Annotated in this window: 17 protein-coding genes and 2 pseudogenes; 14 read left to right on the top strand and 5 right to left on the bottom strand. The window is 59.4% G+C overall.

Annotated elements, in window-relative coordinates; translation table 11 throughout:
- Window positions 1-35: 35 nt before the first annotated feature.
- Together AACY08_RS11540 and AACY08_RS11535 are read right to left on the bottom strand one after the other, a co-directional pair.
- Window positions 36-1124 carry a hypothetical protein gene (locus tag AACY08_RS11540; protein WP_339469519.1) on the bottom strand — a complete coding sequence of 363 codons (1089 nt, stop codon included), beginning with the start codon at window positions 1122-1124 and terminating at the stop codon, window positions 36-38.
- Between the two features lie 251 nt (window positions 1125-1375).
- Window positions 1376-1687: a DUF2288 domain-containing protein gene (locus tag AACY08_RS11535; RefSeq protein WP_339469518.1), complete on the bottom strand. Its 312-nt coding sequence runs from the start codon at window positions 1685-1687 to the stop codon at window positions 1376-1378.
- Window positions 1688-2028: 341 nt separating this feature from the next.
- Here AACY08_RS11535 and AACY08_RS11530 point away from each other — a divergent pair, with 341 nt between their 5' ends.
- From AACY08_RS11530 to AACY08_RS11490, 9 genes are all read left to right on the top strand, one after another.
- Window positions 2029-3156 (top strand): branched-chain amino acid ABC transporter substrate-binding protein, encoded by a 1128-nt coding sequence (locus AACY08_RS11530; protein WP_339415021.1) that lies wholly within the window; start codon window positions 2029-2031, stop codon window positions 3154-3156.
- Between the two features lie 226 nt (window positions 3157-3382).
- On the top strand, window positions 3383-4306 hold the full coding sequence (gene livH, locus AACY08_RS11525; RefSeq protein WP_339469517.1) for a high-affinity branched-chain amino acid ABC transporter permease LivH: 924 nt from the start codon (window positions 3383-3385) through the stop codon (window positions 4304-4306).
- Entirely contained in the window at window positions 4303-5556 is a 1254-nt protein-coding gene (locus AACY08_RS11520; protein ID WP_339469516.1) for a high-affinity branched-chain amino acid ABC transporter permease LivM, read from the top strand. The genes livH and AACY08_RS11520 overlap by 4 nt, the downstream gene beginning before the upstream one ends.
- Window positions 5553-6320: a high-affinity branched-chain amino acid ABC transporter ATP-binding protein LivG gene (gene livG / locus AACY08_RS11515; protein ID WP_339415024.1), complete on the top strand. Its 768-nt coding sequence runs from the start codon at window positions 5553-5555 to the stop codon at window positions 6318-6320. The genes AACY08_RS11520 and livG overlap by 4 nt, the downstream gene beginning before the upstream one ends.
- Before the next feature lies 1 nt (window position 6321).
- Window positions 6322-7023: an ATP-binding cassette domain-containing protein gene (locus AACY08_RS11510; RefSeq protein ID WP_122540346.1), complete on the top strand. Its 702-nt coding sequence runs from the start codon at window positions 6322-6324 to the stop codon at window positions 7021-7023.
- Between the two features lie 208 nt (window positions 7024-7231).
- On the top strand, window positions 7232-7528 hold the full coding sequence (locus tag AACY08_RS11505; protein ID WP_012722651.1) for a BufA1 family periplasmic bufferin-type metallophore: 297 nt from the start codon (window positions 7232-7234) through the stop codon (window positions 7526-7528).
- Between the two features lie 22 nt (window positions 7529-7550).
- The gene (gene bufB, locus AACY08_RS11500; RefSeq protein WP_339469515.1) at window positions 7551-8429 is read left to right on the top strand and encodes an MNIO family bufferin maturase; all 879 of its coding nucleotides are present in this window, start codon (window positions 7551-7553) and stop codon (window positions 8427-8429) included.
- A complete protein-coding gene (locus AACY08_RS11495; RefSeq protein ID WP_339469514.1) occupies window positions 8426-9202 on the top strand; it encodes a DNA-binding domain-containing protein in 777 nt (258 codons plus the stop codon). The genes bufB and AACY08_RS11495 overlap by 4 nt, the downstream gene beginning before the upstream one ends.
- Complete coding sequence (locus tag AACY08_RS11490) at window positions 9199-9684, top strand: DoxX family protein (protein WP_339469513.1); 486 nt, start codon at window positions 9199-9201, stop codon at window positions 9682-9684. Before AACY08_RS11495 ends, AACY08_RS11490 begins: the two co-directional genes overlap by 4 nt.
- Here the strand turns inward: AACY08_RS11490 and AACY08_RS11485 are convergent.
- Window positions 9681-10412: pseudogene (locus AACY08_RS11485) on the bottom strand (substrate binding domain-containing protein); the annotation flags it as partial. The gene AACY08_RS11490 and the pseudogene AACY08_RS11485 overlap by 4 nt on opposite strands.
- A gap of 31 nt (window positions 10413-10443) precedes the next feature.
- On the opposite strand from AACY08_RS11485, the pseudogene AACY08_RS11480 reads away from it, so the two are divergent.
- The 3 genes and pseudogenes from AACY08_RS11480 to AACY08_RS11470 all read left to right on the top strand — a co-directional run.
- Window positions 10444-10899: pseudogene (locus AACY08_RS11480) on the top strand (short chain dehydrogenase); the annotation flags it as partial.
- Window positions 10900-10994: 95 nt separating this feature from the next.
- Window positions 10995-11666: a COG3650 family protein gene (locus AACY08_RS11475; RefSeq protein WP_339469512.1), complete on the top strand. Its 672-nt coding sequence runs from the start codon at window positions 10995-10997 to the stop codon at window positions 11664-11666.
- 106 nt (window positions 11667-11772) lie between these two features.
- The gene (locus tag AACY08_RS11470) at window positions 11773-13386 is read left to right on the top strand and encodes an NAD(P)/FAD-dependent oxidoreductase (RefSeq protein WP_339469511.1); all 1614 of its coding nucleotides are present in this window, start codon (window positions 11773-11775) and stop codon (window positions 13384-13386) included.
- 93 nt (window positions 13387-13479) lie between these two features.
- Here AACY08_RS11470 and AACY08_RS11465 read toward each other — a convergent pair whose 3' ends face one another.
- Window positions 13480-14574, bottom strand: a complete 1095-nt coding sequence (locus AACY08_RS11465; protein WP_339469509.1) for a PLP-dependent cysteine synthase family protein — start codon at window positions 14572-14574, stop codon at window positions 13480-13482.
- A 216-nt stretch (window positions 14575-14790) separates the two neighbouring features.
- On the opposite strand from AACY08_RS11465, the gene nhaA reads away from it, so the two are divergent.
- On the top strand, window positions 14791-15978 hold the full coding sequence (gene nhaA / locus AACY08_RS11460; protein ID WP_339469508.1) for a Na+/H+ antiporter NhaA: 1188 nt from the start codon (window positions 14791-14793) through the stop codon (window positions 15976-15978).
- Between the two features lie 411 nt (window positions 15979-16389).
- Here nhaA and AACY08_RS11455 read toward each other — a convergent pair whose 3' ends face one another.
- Window positions 16390-16854 (bottom strand): outer membrane lipoprotein, encoded by a 465-nt coding sequence (locus AACY08_RS11455; RefSeq protein WP_003189251.1) that lies wholly within the window; start codon window positions 16852-16854, stop codon window positions 16390-16392.
- Window positions 16855-17011: 157 nt separating this feature from the next.
- Here AACY08_RS11455 and AACY08_RS11450 point away from each other — a divergent pair, with 157 nt between their 5' ends.
- Window positions 17012-17272 carry a hypothetical protein gene (locus AACY08_RS11450; RefSeq protein WP_339469506.1) on the top strand — a complete coding sequence of 87 codons (261 nt, stop codon included), beginning with the start codon at window positions 17012-17014 and terminating at the stop codon, window positions 17270-17272.
- Window positions 17273-17302: the final 30 nt, after the last annotated feature.

The raw sequence follows: 17302 nt of genomic DNA, 5'->3' as shown, positions 1-17302 counted from the left end.
TTGCGACGGCGCCGCTGGGCGCCGTCGCTGCCTGACTAGGCTCTTCGTTGTTGCAGGTAATCGACGATGGCTTGTTCGTCTGCAGCCTTGGCAGGTCGTGGCAGTTGCTTCGGCCAACCGGTGTCGTGCGTCCCGAAAAACTTCTTCTGCTCAGCCTCATCCCAACCGCGAATTTCACGCGAAGCCGACTCCCACCAGCCCTGCCGGCACACCTCGTAATACGGGTGCTCAGGTGCCGCGCTGCCGTAGAGTAAGTCGCGACCGACCCTTTTCAAATGTTTACGCTGATTGCGCAGCTTCCATTTAATCAGCAGCCGCTGCCAGGCTGATGGCACGGGCTTGACCTGTGGCACGTCCAGGCAACGCGCGACCAGTTCAGGCCCGAAGGTCTCGCCATGAAGGCTGAAAAAGTGCGCTTGCATGGCATGGAAGAAGCGCTTTTCGGCGTAGTAGTGATGGACCAACTTCTTGGACTCACGCACCGTCTTGCCACGCATCGCAAAGGAAATCGCGACCTGCTCGATGGTGTGGATGTCGAAGGATCCCTGGGTCCACTCGTCGATCCAGCGTATCGCGGCTTCGAGCAGCGGCGCATCGGTGTCACACACACCGCACAGGCCACTGTTGTAAAGCTTGAAGCTGTTGCTGGCAGACACACCATGGGCATGCAGGTGCTTGCCCAGCTTGAGGTAGTCCGGGCGCTTGCAGACGTAGCTCCAGTCGTATTCAAACTCGTCCATCACATACTGGCCAGGCTCGATGAGTTCGAACACACGGTGAGGCGACTTCAGGAACAGCGTATCGGTATCGACGAACAAGGTTTTGTCCGCCAACGTCAACCCTTGGGCGATCGCACACGCCTTGCGTCGATGGAGGTAGCCGTTGTGGCCCTGCCATTGGCTCAGGGTCTGCTCGTCCAACTCGAGGGTCTCCACCGGCCAGCCGGTGAAGTCCTGCGGCCGATCAGTCATGACCCGGATGCACAGCGGCTCTCCAGGCTTGAGCTGCGCCAGGGCAGTAAGAATGCTGAACTTGGCCTCTCGCCGGTAAACCTCTTGTTTACCGTAAATAAGGTATAGCAACTGGTGCGAAGGTTTCGCTGAAGGGGGCAGCGCTGACAGCATGACTAGCTCCAAATAACAAGCGGCGAACTCTACCGGATTTCACCCTTTTCTACCCTGCGATCTCATCGCTGCCGGGTACTTGTTCACACCGAGAAACAATTCTGCAGCCGTTTCGGCCTTTGGAAAACTGTTCCCATGACGTGCGCGTCATCCTGCGCTGTGACCTTTCTTCACGGCAAGATGCCATCACGACGCCAGCGGTTACCCCGCTACACACTTTTAAACGGGCAAAGCGCGCACCGTTTTAGTGCTCACCTTCTAGGCGTTGCCCTTTCCTGGATCAGGATCCAAGGCGAAACCACCACCGCCCACAAGCCTGGATCACGCTCCACCAGGTCCAGCGCCCGCGTCGCAGACACTTCGCCAAGGCTCCCGGCAGCCAGCCAGGCAGCGACTTTGTCGCGGTTATCTTCGGCCATGCCTTCGGCGGCCTCTATCAAATCCAGGCCGGCATCGACCCACAATAGGGCACCCTTGGCAAAGAACGGTTCAAGCTCCTTCCAGGATATTTCGGCGGTTTCGCCGAGCAGCTTGGCATAGAGGGTGCTAGGTTCTTGCGTCATGGGACTTCACCTGAAGAAAAAATCGGCGCAATCATAACGTCACGCATCAGGTAGAAAAACCCAGTTGCAAATGAGTTACCGATTGAAAGTGTCAGGAAAGCCAAGGATTGCCCGTAACTCTGGCATCACCCCGCCGCAATTCTGTCTTTTTCTTTCATTTATGCGACACGCCCGGGTTTTGCCCCCAGCAGCCAGCTTTTCAAGCGATCAACCGGCGCTCTACACTGTACCGGTACAGTTGCCAGGGCACTGCCGGGGGGATATCCGAGATATCTGATCCGGTTCTGCAGCTCACAAGGCCGCTAGAACTATAAAAAATACAACAGTAAGAGTGGAGCACTATGAATAAGGCTACTAAGCAGATTTCCAAACTGTTTGCCGCTATGGTCCTGGCTGGGGTTGCCGGCCATTCGTTCGCAGCCGATACCATCAAGATAGGTATTGCGGGCCCTAAAACCGGCCCAGTGACGCAATACGGCGACATGCAATTCATGGGTGCCAAGCAAGCCATCGCCGACATCAACGCCAAAGGCGGCGTCGATGGCAAAATGCTCGAAGCCAAGGAATACGACGACGCTTGCGATCCTAAACAAGCCGTTGCCGTAGCCAACAAAGTGGTCAACGACGGCGTCAAGTTCGTGGTCGGCCACCTCTGCTCCAGCTCCACTCAGCCCGCTTCCGACATCTATGAAGACGAAGGCGTGATCATGATTACCCCGGCGGCTACCAGCCCGGAAATCACTGCCCGTGGCTACAAGCTGATCTTCCGCACTATCGGCCTGGACAGCGCTCAGGGGCCTGCGGCTGGCAACTACATTGCCGACCACGTGAAGCCGAAAGTCGTTGCTGTGATTCACGACAAACAGCAATACGGTGAAGGCATCGCTACCGCCGTTAAACAGACTCTCGAGAAAAAAGGCGTCAAGGTTGCCCTCTTTGAAGGCATCAACGCTGGCGACAAAGACTTCGGTTCCCTCATCCAGAAGCTCAAGCAAGCCAACGTCGACTTCGTCTACTACGGCGGTTACCACCCTGAGCTGGGCCTGATCCTGCGCCAAGCCAAGGAAAAAGGCGTAAACGCCAAGTTCATGGGCCCTGAAGGTGTCGGTAACGACTCCATCTCGCAAATCGCCCAGGGCGCTTCCGAAGGCCTGCTGGTCACCCTGCCGAAGTCTTTCGACACCGATCCGGCCAACAAGGCAATCGTTGAAGAGTTCGCCAAGAACAAGCAGGACCCAACCGGTCCGTTCGTGTTCCCGGCCTACTCGGCCGTTGAAGTCATCGCCGGCGGTATCGCTGCCGCGAAGTCTGAAGACACTGCCAAAGTGGCTGCAGCCATCCACGCAGGCACTTTCAAGACCCCTACCGGCGAGCTGACGTTTGACGCCAAGGGCGACCTGAAGGACTTCAAATTCGTGGTCTACGAATGGCACTTCGGTAAACCAAAAACCGAAGTTTCCCCTCAGTAAGCCAGGCGTTACTGGTCCAACAAGCCCACTGTGAGAGCAGTGGGCTTTGTTTTACGAGGTTTATGGGCCTGTCACTCGCGATCCGGGTGCTGGCTCACCTGAAAATCTTAAAACCGTCACCAGCGGTTCGCTGGCAAACGCTTTGTGCAACCTGCTCACAGAACAGGGCACGGGCCGGAAATGACTCCACCAGTGAAATGCGTATCGGGTTTTTAGGAGCGCTGTAATGCCTGAGATCTATCATTTTTTCCAAACGCTGGTTAACGGCATGACCGTTGGCAGCACCTATGCCTTGATAGCCATTGGCTACACAATGGTTTACGGCATCATTGGAATGATTAACTTCGCCCATGGCGAGGTGTACATGATTGGTTCCTACGTGGCCTTCATCGCCCTTGCCGGGCTGGCCATGCTGGGTATCCACTCCCTGCCGCTGTTGATGACCGCCGCGTTCCTGGCGTCGATCATCGTGACCAGTGCCTATGGCTACAGTATCGAGCGCGTTGCCTACCGTCCCTTGCGTGGCAGCAACCGTTTGATCCCGCTGATTTCTGCTATCGGCATGTCGATTTTCCTGCAGAACACCGTATTGCTGTCCCAGGACTCCAAGGACAAGTCCATTCCCAACCTGATCCCGGGGAGCTTCTCCTTCGGCCCAGGCGGCGCACAAGAAGTGCTGATTTCGTACATGCAGGTCCTGGTCTTCGTCGTCACCCTGGTGGCCATGCTGGGCCTGACCCTGTTCATCTCCCGTTCCCGTCTGGGGCGCGCCTGCCGGGCCTGTGCCGAAGACATCAAGATGGCCAACCTGTTGGGCATCAACACCAACAACATCATCGCCCTGACCTTCGTGATCGGCGCCGCATTGGCGGCCGTCGCGGCCGTGCTGCTGAGCATGCAGTACGGCGTGATCAACCCCAACGCCGGTTTCCTGGTAGGTCTCAAAGCCTTTACCGCAGCGGTATTGGGCGGCATCGGCAGCATTCCGGGCGCCATGCTCGGTGGCCTGGTGCTGGGTGTGGCCGAAGCCTTTGGTGCCGATATCTTCGGCGACCAGTACAAGGACGTCGTAGCGTTCAGCCTGTTGGTTCTGGTCCTGTTGTTCCGTCCGACCGGCATCCTGGGCCGTCCGGAGGTTGAGAAAGTATGAGCAAATATCTTAAATCGGCGTTTTTCAGCGCTTTGCTGGTATGGGCAGTGGCCTTTCCGGTACTCGGCCTCAAGCTGAGCATTGTCGGCATCAACTTGGAAGTGCATGGCACCGGTCCCGTGACCCTCACCATCATCGCCCTGTGTTCGGTACTGATGTTCCTGCGCGTGCTGTTCACCCAGCAGGTCAGCGCCTTGCTCAAGGGCAACCGTGGTCCGTTGGTGTCGCCTAAGGTCAGTCAATTCCTGACCCTTCCACGCACCCAGCGCTACATCATCATCGGCCTGATCGTGGCCGCGTTGATCTGGCCGTTCTTTGGCTCGCGCGGCGCGGTCGACATCGCCACCCTGATCCTGATCTACGTGTTGCTGGGCCTTGGCCTGAACATCGTGGTGGGCCTGGCCGGCCTGCTCGACCTGGGTTATGTGGGCTTTTACGCAGTGGGTGCCTACACCTACGCGCTGCTCTCGCACTACCTGGGTTGGGGCTTCTGGATCTGCCTGCCGTTGGCGGGCATGGCGGCGGCGACGTTCGGCTTCCTGCTGGGCTTCCCGGTGCTGCGTTTGCGCGGTGACTACCTGGCGATCGTGACCCTGGGCTTCGGTGAAATCATCCGTCTGTTCCTGCGTAACCTCACCGGTATTACCGGCGGCCCCAACGGCATCAGCAGCATCCCCAAGCCCACCTTCTTCGGGCTGTCGTTCGACCGCACCGCAGCCGAGGGCATGCAGACCTTCCACGAATACTTCGGGATCGACTACAACCCGGTGAGCAAAGTGGTGTTCCTGTACCTGGTGGCGCTGTTGCTGGCACTGGCCGCACTGTTCGTGATCAACCGCCTGCTGCGCATGCCGATCGGCCGCGCGTGGGAAGCACTGCGCGAAGATGAAATTGCCTGCCGTGCACTGGGCATGAACCCGACAATCATCAAGCTTTCGGCCTTCACCCTCGGGGCAACATTCGCCGGTTTCGCCGGCAGCTTCTTCGCCGCTCGCCAAGGTCTGGTGACGCCGGAGTCGTTCACCTTTATCGAGTCGGCGATCATCCTCGCCATCGTGGTACTGGGTGGCATGGGCTCGCAACTGGGCGTGATCCTGGCGGCGATCGTGATGATCCTGCTGCCGGAAATGATGCGTGAGTTCAGCGAATACCGCATGTTGATGTTCGGCGCCATGATGGTGCTGATGATGATCTGGCGTCCTCAAGGCCTGCTGCCCATGCAACGTCCACACATGGAGCTGCGCAAATGAGCCGCGAGATCCTGAAAGTCGAAAATCTGAGCATGCGCTTCGGCGGCTTGCTGGCGGTCAACGGCGTGGCCCTGACCGTGAAAGAGAAACAGGTTGTGGCGCTGATAGGCCCGAACGGCGCCGGCAAGACCACGGTGTTCAACTGCCTCACCGGTTTCTACAAGCCGAGTGGTGGCAGCATCCTGCTGGATGGTCAGCCGATCCAGGGTTTGGCCGGTCACGAGATCGCCCGCAAGGGCGTGGTGCGGACCTTCCAGAACGTGCGGTTGTTCAAGGACATGACGGCGGTCGAAAACCTGCTGATTGCCCAGCACCGTCACCTGAACACCAACTTCTTCGCAGGCTTGTTCAAGACCCCGGCGTTCCGCAAAAGCGAGAGCGAGGCCATGGAATACGCCGAGTACTGGCTGGACAAGGTCAACCTCACCGAGTTTGCCAACCGCCCTGCCGGCACCTTGGCTTATGGCCAGCAACGTCGCCTGGAAATCGCCCGCTGCATGATGACCCGCCCGCGGATCCTGATGCTCGACGAACCGGCCGCGGGTCTGAACCCCAAGGAAACCGAAGACCTCAAGGCGCTGATCAGCGTGTTGCGTGAAGAAAACAACGCCACCGTGCTGTTGATCGAACACGACATGAAACTGGTCATGAGCATTTCCGACCACATCGTGGTGATCAACCAGGGCACGCCGTTGGCCAACGGCACGCCGGAGCAGATCCGCGACAATCCTGAAGTGATCAAAGCCTATTTGGGGGAAGCGTAAAATGCTGCAATTCGAAAACGTTTCCACTTTCTACGGCAAGATCCAGGCCCTGCACAGCGTCAACGTGGAAGTGCGCCAAGGCGAGATCGTTACGCTGATCGGCGCCAACGGTGCCGGTAAATCCACGCTGCTGATGACCCTGTGCGGTTCGCCCCAGGCTCACAGCGGCAGCATCCGCTACATGGGTGAGGAACTGGTGGGCCAGGCCTCTTCCGAGATCATGCGCAAGAGCATTGCCGTGGTGCCGGAAGGCCGTCGGGTGTTTGCCCGCCTGACCGTGGAAGAGAACCTCGCAATGGGCGGGTTCTTCACCGACAAGGGCGACTACCAGGAGCAGATGGACAAGGTGCTGCACCTGTTCCCACGACTCAAGGAACGCTTCAGCCAGCGCGGCGGCACCATGTCCGGCGGCGAGCAGCAAATGCTCGCCATCGGCCGGGCGCTGATGAGCAAGCCCAAGCTGTTGCTGCTGGACGAACCTTCGCTTGGCCTGGCGCCGATCATCATCCAGCAGATCTTCGACATCATCGAACAACTGCGCAAGGACGGTGTGACGGTGTTCCTGGTGGAGCAGAACGCCAACCAGGCCCTGAAGATTGCTGACCGGGCCTACGTGCTGGAAAACGGCCGGGTGGTGATGCAGGGTACGGGCGAGCAGTTGTTGACCGATCCGAAGGTGCGCGAGGCCTACCTCGGCGGTTAAAAAACGGTTGCTGGATGAACCGGATCAAAAATGTGGGAGCGGCAGTGCGAGCAAGTCGCATCGCCGCTCCCACATTTGCTTTGTGTGATCCCTGGAATTACGTTGTTTGAAACTATTTTCGGCTGATTTGTAACGAACCCCACGGCCCTCTCTCTAGTGCTACAAGCAGGCATTCAAGCCCGCCAACCCACCCTACTGGAGATACACCATGACCACCAAACTGTCCGCTGCCACCCTCGTCCTGGCCCTCGGTTCCGCGCTGAGCCTGTCTGCCCTGACCACCACCGCCCACGCCGCCGACGACATGCAAAAGTGCTTCGGTGTCGCCGAAGCCGGCAAGAACGATTGCGCCGCAGGCGCTGGCACTTCCTGCGCCGGCACCTCGAAAACCAAGGACCAGGCCAACGCCTGGAAACTGGTTCCAGCCGGCACCTGCCTCAAAACCCCAAGCTCCACCTCGCCGACCGGTTTCGGCCAGGAAGCGGCCTTCACCGCCAAGTCCTGAACCTCATAAAACCTGAGTACTGATGATGACTCTTTCATCCCTGCAAGCCGTCTCCCAGGCTCAGGCGCCCGGCCTCCCACGCCGGGTCGGGCTGGGGCTCAAGCATGAGCACTTCACTGCAGTGCTGGAGACCTCACCCGACATCGGTTTTTTTGAAGTGCACGCCGAAAACTACATGGTGGACGGCGGCCCGTTTCATCACTACCTGGGGTTGATCCGCGAACAGTACCCGCTGTCATTGCACGGCGTAGGCCTGTCCATCGGCGGAGAAGGCCCGCCGGACCGTGAGCACCTGGCGCGGTTGGCAACGCTGATCGAACGCTATCAACCCCACTCTTTTTCTGAACACCTGGCCTGGTCAAGCCACGGCCCGGTGTTTCTCAATGACTTGCTGCCCCTGGCCTATGACAGCGCGACCCTGCAACGGGTGTGCGAACACATTGACCACGTGCAAAATACCCTCAAGCGGCCAATGCTGCTGGAGAACCCGTCGACTTACCTGCAATTCCAGCGCTCAACCCTGGATGAGACCGACTTCATCAGTGAGATCATCCGCCGTACTGGCTGCGGTTTGCTGCTGGACGTGAATAACGTCTATGTGTCGTGCATCAACCATCAACGCGATCAGGTTGCCTACATCGACGGCCTGCCGATGCATGCGGTGGGCGAGATTCATCTGGCCGGTTTTGCCGAAGACACTGACAGCCTCGGTGATCGCTTGTTGATCGACGATCACGGCGCACCTATCGACAACGCCGTGTGGCAGCTCTACGAAAAAGTATTGGCGCACGTAGGCCCGATAGCCACGCTGATCGAACGGGACAACCAAGTGCCGGCGTTCAGCGTATTGCTGGCTGAGGCTCAACAGGCCGAACTGCATCTGTCGCAGGTGAGCCCATGAGCCTTCATGAGGAGTTTGCCGCAGCGCTGCTGGCGCCGGACCAGGCATGCCCCAATGGCCTGTTCAGCAGCAACGGTGCCGACCCGGCCAGCCGTTTTGCGGTGTATCGCAACAATGTGCACAGTTCGTTGATCAACGCACTCGCAACGGCCTACCCCGTGACATTGCAATTGGTGGGCGAGGACTTCTTCCGTGCGATGGCCGGCCTGTTTATCCGGGCTTGCCCACCCACCAGCCCGCTGATCAGCAAGTACGGCAGTGCGCTCGCCGCATTTATCCAGGACTTTGAGCCAGCCGCCAGCGTGCCCTACCTGGCCGATATGGCGCGCTTGGAACGACTGCGTGTGCGCGCCTATCACGCGGCGGACACCCAGCCACTCGACCAACCGACTGTTCTTGAAGCACTGCAAAGCCAAACAGACCTGGGGAAATTGCGCCTGCAACTGCATCCATCCCTTGCCACCTTGAATTCTGCCTACGCGGTGGTGGCGGTATGGGCCGCGCACCAGACCGAAGGCGGCCTGGCCACCCTCAATCCCTGGCACGCCCAGAGTGCGCTGGTAGTACGTCAGGGGCTGGAGGTCAGGGTATTTGCTACCGACAGTGGCTCAGTGGCGTTTATCAACAGCCTGGCCCATGGCAATGCCTTGGAAAAAGCCGTGGAGCATGCGCTTGACGCCGCGGCCGAGTTCGACCTGCACCAATGCCTGACGCTGCTGATCAGCCACAACGCCATTACTCATTTGCATCTAGAACAAAAGGTATCGCCATGAGCACTCGTCCATCAGGCCTGATCAATCGGGCCATCGCGCTTTTCGAACAAATCCCTTACAGCCTGATTGCCTTTGTCGCGCGTTTTTCGATTGCCGCCGTGTTCTGGAAATCCGGGCAAACCAAGGTCGAAGGATTCGTTATTGATTTGGTCAGCGGCACCTTCCAACTGGGCGAACCGAAACTGGCCGCCTCGACATTGCCGTTGTTTCGCAGCGAATACCACGTGCCGCTGCTATCACCGGAGGTGGCGGCGCATATGGCGGCGTTTGCCGAGCACTTCTTCCCGGTGTTGATCCTGGTAGGCTTCGCTACGCGCTTCTCGGCCTTGGCCCTGATCGGCATGACCCTGGTGATTCAGCTGTTCGTCTACCCGGACGCCTACCCGACTCATGGCACCTGGATTGCGCTGCTGTTGATACTTGTAGCCAAAGGACCGGGGCGCCTGTCCATCGATCACTTGATCGCGCGTCGCTACGCTTAGAGTCGGTCGAGGGCCTCCCCGCTGCGCTTGAACCCGTCCACCAAGTAGTCAGCCAGCACCTGGGTGCGACGCGGCAGGCCGCCCTGAAAGGGATGCACGAGGTACATCGGCATGCTTCGCGTCTGATAGTCACGCAGGAGCCAGCGCAAGCGGCCGTCAGCCAATTCTGCGGGCAGAACGTAGGACGGCAAGCGTGCGATACCAGCGCCCACTAACGCAGCCTTTTTCAACAAGTTGTAGTGATTGGAGGCAAAGGTACCGCTCACCCGCACCCGCAGCAGTTCGTGCTGCTGGTGGTACAACCACTCTTCACGGCCGCTGTAGTGGCTGTTGAGCAGGCAGGTGTGGGCGGCCAAGTCGGCCGGTGTCTCCGGCTCGCCATGCCTCTCAAGGTACGCCGGGCTGGCGCAGGTCATTTCATGCCAGGCCAGCAGAGGCTTGACCACCAGGCGCTCGTTTTCAATCGCGCCTGAGCGTACCCCCAAGTCAAAGCCATCCCGCGCCAGGTCCCGGTAACTGTTGTTGAGCTCCAGCTCGATCTGCACCTGCGGGTACTGTTTGGAAAACTCCAGCAACAAGCCATCAAAGAAGGTTTCGCCCAAGGAGACCGGAACCGTCATACGCACCGGCCCGGCCAGATCGTCCTTTAGCCGGGCCAACGCCTGACGGGCGCGATCCACCTGCACCACCAATGCCTGAGCCTGGGGCAGCAGTGCCGCACCGGCTGCAAAAGGTTGCCCATTAGTGCGTTTATCCGCTCTGTTCGAGCAGACCGGCACATTCGATGCCCTGGTCTGCGCAGCCGGCAGCGTGAACTTCGTCGCGCTGGGCGACATGAGCGAAAGCGATTTCGAGCTGGGCCTGCGTGACAAGCTGATGGGCCAGGTCAACCTGCTGTTGATCGGTCGTGAATACGCCAACGATGGCGCCTCGTTTACCTTCACCAGTGGCATTCTGAATCGCGACCCCATCCGCACCGGCGCCTCGGCTGCGCTGGTCAACGGCGCCATTGACGCCTTTGTCAAAGCGACGGCAATTGAATTGCCGCGCGGCCTGCGCATCAACGCCGTGAGCCCGACGGTCCTGCTGGAAGCCATGGACAGTTACGCGCCATATTTGCGCGGCTACAAACCAGCTCCAGCCGCCGACGTGGCGCTGGCCTACGCAAAAAGTGTTGAAGGTTTACAGACAGGTCAGACCTTTATGGTGGGTTGAATCGGATACCTGTCAGATTTGACTGAATCTGGCAGCCGGGGTTGTGGTGCAACGCCGGCGTGCGTAACGTGGCGGCACTTGTCTGGAGACCGATAATGCGCGCCGCCCATACCCTAACTCTACTTGCCTTGCTTCCCCTGTTCGCCGCCTGCCAGATGTTCGACAGCGAACCGGCCAAGCCGTCTCTCGCCGGGCTGACCCGTATGCAGGGCGAACTCACGGCGGTCGGCGACAAACTGCTGTTCCAGCCCTGCAACGACAAACGCAACTACGTGGTCAACGACACCGGCGGCACCAGCATCCTGCAGGAAGCGGCCTCCCTGGCCGGCCAGCAAGGCGCGTTGTTTGCCGACCTGCGCGGCAAGTTCTCGGGGGTTGCCAGCGGCACCCAAGGCAGCGTGGACCTGCAACAGCTGTATCGTGTCGAACGTTCGACCTCGGCCTGCGACGATCCGGACTTCAAGCGCATGATCCTGCGCGCCAACGGCCACAAGCCGGCCTGGGCAATGAACGTGACGGCCAAGGGCATGGTGCTGGAACGCGAAGGCCAGCCGCCACTGGCAGTGCCTTATGTGGAAGAGCAGATCGGTGACGGCCGCTTCAACCTGATGACTGAAGCCAACAACCAGCACGTCGAACTGTGGGTGGCCCCGCAACGTTGCATCGACAGCGTGAGCGGCAGCCTGCAACACATGACCGCCGAGTTGCGCGTCAACGGTCAGGTACAGCGCGGTTGCGCCTCGTTTGGCGGCTCGCGCGACGACTGACTCGGCACTGCGTTGTTTTAACATGACGGGAATCGGCCATTGGGGCTTATAATCGCCGGTTTGCAAAACAGCCGGCCAATCAGCCCGCCGCCTACCGGATCCTGTCATGTTACGAATCACCGAACTCAAGCTGCCTATCGACCATCCCGAAGAAGACCTGCGGCCCGCCATCGTGCAGCGCCTGGGCATCGCCAGTGATGACCTGCTCGATTTCACCCTGTTCAAGCGCAGCTACGACGCCCGGAAGAAATCGTCGGAGCTGTGTTTCATCTACACCATCGACTTGAACGTGAAGGGCGAAGCGGCGCTGTTGCTCAAGTTCGCCGATGACCGCAACGTCAACCCGGCGCCGGATGTCAGCTACACAGTGGTCGGCCAGGCGCCGGAAGGCCTGACAGAACGTCCAATCGTCGTCGGCTTTGGCCCGTGCGGCATTTTCGCCGGGCTGTTGCTGGCGCAGATGGGCTTCAAGCCGATCATCCTCGAACGCGGCAAGGAAGTGCGCCAGCGCACCAAGGACACCTGGGGCCTGTGGCGCAAAAATGTGCTCAACCCCGAATCCAACGTGCAATTCGGTGAAGGCGGCGCCGGGACCTTTTCCGATGGCAAGCTATACAGCCAGATCAAGGACTCGAAATTCCACGGCCGCAAAGTCCTGCACGAGTTCGTCAAGGCCGGTGCGCCGGAAGAAATTCTCTACGTCAGCAAGCCGCATATCGGTACGTTCCGCCTGACCGGCGTGGTGGAGAACATGCGCGAACAGATCATCGCCCTGGGCGGTGAAGTGCGCTTCGAGCAGCGGGTTACCGACGTGCTGATCGAAGACGGTCAGTTGAACGGCGTGGTCGTCGATGGCGGCGAGCAGATCCCATCCAGGCATGTGATCCTGGCCCTCGGCCACAGCGCACGCGATACCTTCCGCATGCTCCACGGCCGTGGGGTTTACATGGAAGCCAAGCCGTTCTCGGTGGGCTTCCGTATTGAACACCCGCAGTCGCTGATCGACGCTGCGCGCCTGGGCAAATACGCCGGGCACCCAAAACTCGGCGCCGCCGACTACAAGCTGGTGTACCACGCCAAGAACGGCCGCTCGGTCTACAGCTTCTGCATGTGCCCAGGCGGTACCGTGGTTGCTGCGACCTCCGAGCCAGGCCGCGTCGTCACCAACGGCATGAGCCAGTACTCGCGTAACGAGCGTAATGCCAACTCCGGCATCGTGGTCGGCATCACGCCTGAAGTGGATTACCCAGGTGGCCCGCTGGCGGGTATCGAGTTGCAGGAACGGCTGGAATCCCACGCCTACATTCTCGGCGGCAGCAACTACGAGGCCCCGGCGCAATTGGTGGGCGATTTCATCGCCGGCAAGCCGTCTACCGCTATCGGCAGTGTGCAACCCTCCTACAAGCCTGGCGTTGCTCTCGGTGACCTGGCCCTGGCGTTGCCGGACTTCGCCATCGAGGCGATCCGCGAAGCGTTGCCAGCGTTCGAGAAACAGATCAAGGGCTATTCGCTGCACGACGCGGTGTTGACCGGTATCGAGACGCGCACCTCGTCGCCGCTGCGGATAACCCGTAACGAATCGATGCAGAGCTTGAACGTAAAAGGCCTGTTCCCGGCCGGTGAAGGCGCCGGTTATGCCGGGGGGATTCTGTCGGCGGGTGTGGATGGGATTCGGATTGCCGAGGCGTTGGCGCGGGATATGTTGGGCAGCCAGGGCTGAAGCTTCGAGTTGTAAGCCTCAAGCTGCAAGCTAAAAGCGGATAGGTGACCTGCTTTTTCTTGTAGCTTGGAGCTTACAACTTGCCGCTGCGACTTAGATATTTGCGCGCAGGATGCTGTCCGGTAACGGCTGACCCCGCTCCACACTGGCCGCAACGGCCGCAATCAGCCCGCCCAATTCATAGCCCTGCCCCGCCAGCCACGCCTGATCGTAATAGGTGGTGGCATACCGCTCCCCCCCATCACACAAGATCGCCACGATCGAGCCCGACTCCCCCGCCGCTTTCATCTGCTGGGCCGCCACCAGCGCGCCAATCAGGTTGGTCCCGCTGGAACCGCCGACCCGCCGTCCAAGCCGTGCAGCAAGGTAATGCATGGCCGCCAGCGAGAGCGCATCCGGCACCTTGACCATCGCATCAATCACCTTTGGCAAAAAGGATGCCTCGACCCGAGGCCGACCAATCCCTTCGATGCGCGAGCCACAGTCCAGGCGCAAACTCGCGTCGCCACTCTGATAGAAATCAAAGAACACGGAGCGCTCGGCATCAGCACACAACACACGGGTGCAATGCTGGCGATAGCGCACATAACGGCCGAGAGTTGCTGTGGTGCCGCCAGTGCCGGGGCTGGAGATCAGCCAGCTCGGTTCCGGATGCTGCTCAAAACGCATCTGCTGGAAGATCGACTCGGCGATGTTGTTGTTCGCACGCCAGTCGGTGGCGCGCTCGGCGTAGGTGAACTGGTCCATGAAATGACCACCGCTTTCCAGTGCCAGGCGCTCGGACTCCGCGTAGATCTGCGTCGGGTCCTGTACCAGGTGGCTTTTACCGCCGTAGAAAGCAATCTGCGCGATTTTTTCCTGGGAGGTGGTGGCCGGCATCACCGCAATAAATGGCAAGCCGAGCAGACGGGCGAAGTAAGCTTCGGAAATCGCCGTCGACCCGCTGGACGCTTCGATCACCGGCGCGCCAGGCTTGAGCCAGCCGTTGCACAGCGCATACAGGAACAGCGAGCGAGCCAGCCGATGCTTGAGGCTGCCCGTGGGGTGGCTGGACTCGTCCTTGAAGTACAACTCGATACCCGGCAACCCCGGCAATGGCAAGGGAATCAGGTGCGTGTCGGCGCTGCGCTGGAAGTCTGCTTCAATGATACGAATGGCTTCGCGGGCCCAGGGACGTTGGTCGCTCATGGAGAGTTTCTCTGAAGGTGTAAGCCCTGATTTTAGGGGGTTTCCTACACACCACACAGGTACAGTACTGGCTCAATTGAGGACACAATTGCGAGGGTTCGACGTAACGTCATCGCGAACCGCCGTTTATAACGAATAAGAATATAAATTTTGTTTTAACAGCTAACGGTACGGGTTAGGGTACCCACCTATTGAACTTGGATTGGAGAGCGTCCCTTGCCTCTGCGTAGCACTTTCACCCGTTTCTTCCAGCTGGAAGCCGCCAGCGGTCTGATGTTGATCGCGGCAGCCGCCCTGGCCCTGATCATCAATAATTCGCCTTTGTCGCACCTGTACAGCGCGTTTCTCGACGTACCGGTAGTGGCGCAGATTGGCGCATTGAAAATCGCCAAGCCCGCCTTGCTTTGGATCAACGATGGCCTGATGGCCTTGTTCTTCCTGCTGATCGGCCTTGAGGTCAAGCGCGAGCTGCTCGACGGCCACCTGTCCAAGCCCTCGCAAGTGGTGCTGCCCGGCGCAGCGGCCATCGGCGGCATGGTGGTGCCAGCGCTGATCTACTGGGCGATCAACAAGGACTATCCCGAGGCCCTTTCGGGTTGGGCGATCCCGATGGCCACCGACATTGCCTTCGCCCTCGGCGTGCTGGCCCTGCTGGGCAAACGTGTGCCGGTGTCGCTGAAGCTGTTCCTGATGACCCTGGCGATTATTGACGACCTGGGCGCGATCATCGTGATCGCCATTTTCTATTCCGCCGACCTGTCCGGTGCCGCCCTGGCAGGTGCAGGTGCCTGCTTGATCGCCTTGATTGCGATGAACCGCTTGGGTGTTATCAAACTCGGACCGTATCTGATTATTGGCCTGATCCTGTGGGTGTGTGTACTCAAGAGCGGCGTGCACGCGACGCTCGCCGGTGTAACGTTGGCATTCTGCATCCCGATGCGCACCAAGAACGCCGAGTCGTCGCCATTGCTCACGCTGGAGCGCGCCCTGCACCCGTGGGTGGCCTACGCTATCCTGCCGCTGTTCGCCTTCGCCAACGCCGGGGTCTCGCTGACGGGTGTCAGCCTGGAAAGCTTCACTCACCATGTGCCTATGGGCATCGCCACGGGCCTGTTGATCGGCAAGACCGTTGGTGTGTTCGGGCTCACTTGGCTGGCCATCAAGACCGGCATCGCTGCCCTGCCCAACGGCGCAAACTGGGGTCAGGTGTTTGGTGTGGCGATCCTGTGCGGCATCGGCTTCACCATGAGTTTGTTTGTGGGCTCGCTGGCATTCGTGCCGGGTGCCAGTGAGTACGCGGGTGAGGACCGCATGGGGATTTTGACCGGTTCGATATTGGCGGCGTGTATTGGTTATGCGGTGACAGCGATGGCGAGTCGCAAGAAGGCCGTCACTCAGGTTTGAACTGACAGCCCCGAAAACCAAAAAGCCGCCTCGGCTTAAACCGAGGCGGCTCCACTTCTCAGACCTTACAGGTCATCGAAGCTGTCCCGCAGAAATACCCACACGTGGTAGACACGCAGGGTATTCACTACGAGGTTCCACGTACGTCGTGCAAACGTCGACAGACTCGGCCCTCCTAAAGTCAGGCCTTTCCTCCAGCGCACTTACCGGAACACATGGGCCTTTGAATGCAGGTCAATGCATCTTTGAAGTCGCAGCCCAGTGAATAATTGGGTTTGCAATAAAAAACCGCCCTACTAAGGCGGTTTTTTATTGCCTGCATTTTTTTCAGTTCAAACCGGCCACCGCCCATAAAACCAAAAAACCCCAACCGGTCACCCGGCTGGGGTTTTGTAGTTCTACAACCAGCGCTTAACGCGTAACGCGGCTAGTACCATCAACGGTCATGATGCGTACACGGTCGCCAATGCGGAAGATTTCATTCTCCTGCACAGCCTGCACATAGGCGCGCATGCTGCCGTCGTCTTCGCGTACGGTGATTTCCACACCCTGGGTGCGGGTCAGGCCCTCTTCGGTGGCCGAGCCCAGCAACCCACCAGCAACGGCACCGATCACGGCAGTCACGATGCTGCCACGACCGCCGCCGATAGCGCTGCCGCCAACGCCGCCGATGACTGCGCCAGCAGCGCCGCCGATTGGGGTCTTGGTGCCTTCGATTTTCACGGGGCGCAGGGATTCGATGGTCCCCATGCGCACGGTCTGAACACGACGCGCTTCGTCGCGGGAGTACGAGTCGCCGGTCAGACTCGAGGCGCAGCCACCCAGCAGCAACGACAGGGTGGTAAAGCAGGCAACCAGTAAAACGGACTTACGCATAGCATCAACTCCAAAGGACAGGTGTTCATTAAACGCTGCAGCTTGACGCCTGTCACGGCAAGCGCCGCAGAAAATTGCTTTCATTCAGCCTGAGTACAGACAGCCCGTACCAGAAAACTCGACGAACGGTAGCACTCCACGCCTAGCCAGGACCTCCATGGATTACTTCATCATTGTAGTCACAACGCTTGCCGGCCTGTATTTTCACGGCTGGCTGTACCTGCGTATCAGGCGATGGATCGACCGTGACCTGGCGCTATCACTGGCTGGCAATGATCTGCACAAGCGCGCATTTATGCTGCGACAGCTGGAACAGGCTCGCGCGCTGAAAATCAGGCGGTCCGACTTGCCGCACTGGTTGAAAAAAGCCGCGCAGCAACACACGCCCGAAGCCTCTGCGATAGAGACTTCGGAGTGATCGGCAACATTCAGGTGAGGTGACGAAAGG

The sequence above is a fragment of the Pseudomonas sp. EL_65y_Pfl1_R83 genome, assembly GCF_963970695.1.
In the GTDB taxonomy this organism is placed as follows: Bacteria; Pseudomonadota; Gammaproteobacteria; order Pseudomonadales; family Pseudomonadaceae; genus Aquipseudomonas; species Aquipseudomonas tritici.
Note: the sequence above shows the minus strand (reverse complement) of the source record. Positions and strands in the feature narration are given on the sequence as shown.

Coding starts and splice junctions, on each gene's coding strand:
- livH (WP_339469517.1), top strand. CDS start 3,383: ATGCCTGAGATCTATCATTTTTTCCAAACGCTGGTTAACGGCATGACC.
- AACY08_RS11470 (WP_339469511.1), top strand. CDS start 11,773: ATGTTACGAATCACCGAACTCAAGCTGCCTATCGACCATCCCGAAGAA.
- livG (WP_339415024.1), top strand. CDS start 5,553: ATGAGCCGCGAGATCCTGAAAGTCGAAAATCTGAGCATGCGCTTCGGC.
- AACY08_RS11465 (WP_339469509.1), bottom strand. CDS start 14,574: ATGAGCGACCAACGTCCCTGGGCCCGCGAAGCCATTCGTATCATTGAA.
- bufB (WP_339469515.1), top strand. CDS start 7,551: ATGATGACTCTTTCATCCCTGCAAGCCGTCTCCCAGGCTCAGGCGCCC.
- AACY08_RS11495 (WP_339469514.1), top strand. CDS start 8,426: ATGAGCCTTCATGAGGAGTTTGCCGCAGCGCTGCTGGCGCCGGACCAG.
- AACY08_RS11530 (WP_339415021.1), top strand. CDS start 2,029: ATGAATAAGGCTACTAAGCAGATTTCCAAACTGTTTGCCGCTATGGTC.
- AACY08_RS11475 (WP_339469512.1), top strand. CDS start 10,995: ATGCGCGCCGCCCATACCCTAACTCTACTTGCCTTGCTTCCCCTGTTC.
- AACY08_RS11455 (WP_003189251.1), bottom strand. CDS start 16,854: ATGCGTAAGTCCGTTTTACTGGTTGCCTGCTTTACCACCCTGTCGTTG.
- AACY08_RS11490 (WP_339469513.1), top strand. CDS start 9,199: ATGAGCACTCGTCCATCAGGCCTGATCAATCGGGCCATCGCGCTTTTC.
- AACY08_RS11450 (WP_339469506.1), top strand. CDS start 17,012: ATGGATTACTTCATCATTGTAGTCACAACGCTTGCCGGCCTGTATTTT.
- AACY08_RS11540 (WP_339469519.1), bottom strand. CDS start 1,124: ATGCTGTCAGCGCTGCCCCCTTCAGCGAAACCTTCGCACCAGTTGCTA.
- AACY08_RS11520 (WP_339469516.1), top strand. CDS start 4,303: ATGAGCAAATATCTTAAATCGGCGTTTTTCAGCGCTTTGCTGGTATGG.
- AACY08_RS11505 (WP_012722651.1), top strand. CDS start 7,232: ATGACCACCAAACTGTCCGCTGCCACCCTCGTCCTGGCCCTCGGTTCC.
- AACY08_RS11510 (WP_122540346.1), top strand. CDS start 6,322: ATGCTGCAATTCGAAAACGTTTCCACTTTCTACGGCAAGATCCAGGCC.
- AACY08_RS11535 (WP_339469518.1), bottom strand. CDS start 1,687: ATGACGCAAGAACCTAGCACCCTCTATGCCAAGCTGCTCGGCGAAACC.